We start from the raw sequence: 4,509 nt of genomic DNA on the forward strand, positions 1-4,509 counted from the left end.
ATAATGTTATTTCTACTTCTTCTAATAAGCTCACTTTATTAGCGAAACGTAAAGCCCGAATAATAGACCATAGCCCATCAAATAAGCTGAAACAGGCAAGTGCGTTGCCTGAATACCCGGTGGCTGCTCACCAGGCACCGCAGTCCACCGGAGTGTTTTATTTCGCCAATGATCCATTATCCCGCCAATGGGTGTGCGATCAGCTCCGACGTACCCAGCCCCCCTTTTCCGTGATCATGATTCGTTCTCCGGACGATATGGAGCAATCGGGCTTGCTGCAACAAACCCGGTTGGATAACGGAAAACTGCAAACAAAGGCAGGCCGGTTATTTGGCGATGAACCTCTGACCTTGATTGTTGATCTCACCGTCTTCCATCCCGGCGACATTGCCAGTTTCAACGATTTGCTGCAGGCGCCCCCCTCCTGCAATGGCCAGCCTCTGGGCTGTGGAGTAAAAAGGGTTTTTCTGGTCAGTGAGGATATGCTCAGTGGTAAGCAACCCGCTAATCCGGACCTTTGGCGTCGCCTGAGACAAATGAACCATCAGGTGCTTCCTGCCATCGTTCACGATAACACGTCTCAGAGTGATGAGGACGTTCTGGCCAGTGTACATCGGGATAAACCACCGACTGATCAGCCGGTCAAACGGATCGATTTTTCTACATTCAGTGATTGGCACCACGGACTGTTTGGCGGTATTGCCCTGAACGAATATGGTCAGCTGAACTTTTCTGAAGGTGCCCTTTCCCGATTACCGGATGCCAGTCACCTGATTCTGCAGAATGCCCCATGGGAGAACGAGCGCTTCCGGACAACACTGGCCGATGCGGTAAGAACCGGTGGCTTTGAAGCTAACGGTCAGTGGTGTTGCCTGCCTGGGCATCTGAGCTTTTCCAAAGAGGATGCTGACTTTTCAGAATTGGAAACGCTGATTAATCAGTACATGGCTGCGGATTCTGAGACCTTTAAGCCTCATGAGTCATTCGTGTGTGTTAACGTCTGCTCCCTTGAGGAGGTAAAGACCGACTTTCGGGTAAATAATCATAAAGTGGTGCGTGTTAACCGGCTGGCATGTTTAATGAAAGGACGCCGCCAATTGGTCATCACTGGCCAGCTCAAGGAGACCCAGTGGTTGTGGCTACTGGGGCAGATTGAGCAATTGCCGGCCAATAAGCGCCCGTTACTCTTTCAAAATCTGCCCGTTGAACAATTAATACTCCGGGATTCATTCCGCCAGTCAACAGTGGGTCGCAATTCCAGATTGACCAGTGCTTTCCATTACAGGGTGCACTCCAGCGACTCGCTCGACTCCCTGCAAAGTGTTCAGCTGGACAGCGAGAAGGGCCTTACCTTCAGCATAAGCAATAGTGAATTAATGGACTGCCTGATCAGGGGCAAGCCGGTTATCTTTACGGGACTTGAATGCAATCCAACCTTTGCGGCCTGTCTGGAAACCCTGTTGTTGCGCCAGCCTTACCTCTTTCTGAACGGGCACCGGATTGAGCTGCCCAAGGCCCGGATAATACTGACCTGCCCAGAACAATTAAGTCCCACCGGTTCCTCCCTGATAGACTACGCATTGGCCTCAGGCCGGGCATACAGGCAGGAAGCAAAGGAGCCAGTTTACCAACTACTTGAGAATCTCCCCCGCGATCATCAGAAGCGTTATCCGCATGAGCCTCCCTGGTCGGCGAACACCTTTAAAAAACGCTTTGATCAACAAGTGGAAGCAGAACGTCGGCAGGACCGTTGCCATCAGGTGCAGCCCTGTCATCAGCGTAAGGCATTACATCTCTTGCTGGCAAAGGCTTACCGTGGTCATCCGGAGGTTTATGGGTTTATCAAGGCAAAGATTGCCCAATACTATCCGGATAAAAACAACGATACACAAGCCAATCAAAGTGCCCTTTCAGATTGGCTGGAGCAACACTCCAGCCCGGATCTGAAAGCGGTCAGGGCGGATTTCTGGCGTCTGGCCCGCCATTGCCCTGCCGATGTGCACGCTTCCATCACGAGTTTGCATGAGGTGGACGAACGATCTGTCCGTAAACTGGCTGTTTACCTGGTGGCTGCAGCCAGAAAGTCCCGGCAGCAGGCTATGGCAAAATTGCTGGAGGTCCGTGTGTACGAAGCTCAGGCCTTACCACTTTACAATGGCATACTCCGCTCAACCCTCAGAGACTGTCTGAAAGCCTGCCGCAATGAATTGCTACCGGAACGCACCATCAGTGAAACGCGGTGTTTCCTGGAACGTAAGATAGTACAAATTCAGGCTATGAATTGCCCTGACCTGAAAAAAGAACATCTCATCCAATCACAGCTGGAAGCATGCTTCAGTAGTGGTCGCTTGCCAGCGCTGTATCAGGATCTTCCAAAAACTTTGTTGGACAGTCGTCGACATACTCAGGCTCACCAGGAACAAAAACTGATATGCTTGGACAGCACTATTCAGACGTTTGGCGCCGCTTTATTGCTGGGCGAACCCGGTGCCGGGAAAACCTTTACGGCCCAGAAGGTAGCCGCAAGAGCTGGTTATCAGAACTGTCAGGTGATTCAGGTAGGACCTAATAGCACCCAGGAGTCACTGTTTGGTGGTTTACAGTTGGTAAGCGTCGATGGTGCCAGCAGCACAGACCGGCGGACAGCGTTCTGTGAGGGTCCGATTTTGCAATGGGCGCTCAATAAAAATCCCCCACTGCTGGTGTTGGATGAAGCCAACCTTGCGGTAGATGGCGTACTCTCTCCTCTTGTGGGCGTAACGGAAACACCTGCGGTGATCCATTATCGCGGTTATGCCTACCCTCTGACAGAGAAGCATCGAATTATCCTCACCGGCAACCCGGATCATTATGAAGGGCGTCATCTGGATTCTGCTCTGGCTTCAGTGATTCCCACGCTGTTTTATACGCCGTTACCGGAAGACCTCTTGATCGCTTCCGTCCTCGAGCCCGGACTGCCTCGACACTGGTCGGCAGAGCGCCGACAGCAGGCTTGCGAACGAATGCTCACCCTTTTCCACTTTTATAAAGAGCTGGTTCCTGACGATTTGGCGACGCCCCGGGATCTTCTCGATGTACTGGCTACGATACGACAGATTCTAAAACACCACTACCAGCGCACGGATCAGGCCATTCAGGAAGAACCCGAAGCAGCCCAGGTCAATGCTCTGATCCGGCGAGCATTTATGGACAGTCTCGCGGGCGCGGTGCCACTGAAACAGCAACGCCATCTGGCGGCCCTGAATACCTGGTGTCTGGGACAGTTTCCGGAGGATGAAACACTGCTTCGCGGTGTCGATCAGGCATTTAACCATTTTATCGGGGATTTTCGGAAGAGGTATCCCAATGCCAACCTTGCCCCTGCTTCTATGCAGAAGCTGGTTTATAGCTATTGGCAAAGCATGGATAAAGATGACAAAGGTAAAATCGCTCTACTGGTGGAAGGCCCGGCGGGTTGGGGCAAAGATTTTCTACTGGATAACACGATAAAGCTGTACCTCGGTCAGCAATCAGGTGACATTTCGCAGTCGTATACCCATATTACTGCCAACCCAAACCAGTGGCATCAGCTGGAGAGCCATGTTAAAACCGCCATGAGCCGGGGAGCCCCCGTCGCCATAAGCGAACTGAACTTGATTCCCAGCCGTTATCTGGAAGGGTTATTTAATGGCATTCTGACGGGTCAGGCCACTGCGGGCTTCCGTTTGTTTGCCACGGTCAACCCGGGCAGTTTTACCGGTCGGGAAGGGCTGAGTGCCGYCTTGAAAAGTCGTTGTACCCAGGTTCGGCTTGCGCCCCTGGCTTTATCTGATCTGGAAGGCATTTTGCAACAGACACCAGGTATTCCAGAGTTTTTGCCCTGCTGGCTGGCCCGTCATGTTGACCAACTGAGTCATACCCTTGAGGTCCAGAAAAGCCCGCTGCAACTGGCGCTGGACGATCTGTTGACATCGGCCCGGCATTTAGCAACGAAGCCTGTGGCTCAATGGCCGGACGCTTTTCAGAAACAACAGTGGCTTGCGATTCGAGCGCTGGTCAAACCATTACCCTCGATTCAGGACGGTGGAGAGCAACGAAGAAAGCAACAGGAGATGGAGCTGAAGCGGCAGGAATACGAATGCATCGTGAACAGTGTCCCGGGTGTACCGACGCCGGTAATGGTCAAGTTGGGCCGGCAGTTGCAGTTCAACCAGAGGGAGTGGACTGTGCCAGACAACCTCTCTCCCCAACAACTTTTGCAGATCACCCACATGAGATTGGGCAGCCCCGGTGGCCAGATCCCTAACCAGTCCGTTAGAGACTTCGGTGGATGTGACTATGAGTTTGGTGACATCATTGAAACTCAACATTATTTTGTGACACGATATTTCCCGGAAGTTCCTTATGATATCACCTATTATCGGCTCAATTTTTTTGAAACCAGACTCTCTGAAAACGGGAGGGTACTTGAGCGAGAAATCTCATGGCGCGATGGGACTGTTAATCCCCTGGATATCGCCTCTGAAAAAC

Annotated in this window: 1 protein-coding gene; it reads left to right on the top strand. The window is 52.0% G+C overall.

Annotated elements, in window-relative coordinates:
* Window positions 1–4,509 (top strand): ATP-binding protein (locus tag AKL11_RS00480; protein WP_172807218.1); only part of this gene is annotated, 4,509 nt, incomplete at both ends.

The sequence above is a fragment of the Endozoicomonas ascidiicola genome, from assembly GCF_001646945.1.
Taxonomy (GTDB): Bacteria; Pseudomonadota; Gammaproteobacteria; order Pseudomonadales; family Endozoicomonadaceae; genus Endozoicomonas; species Endozoicomonas ascidiicola.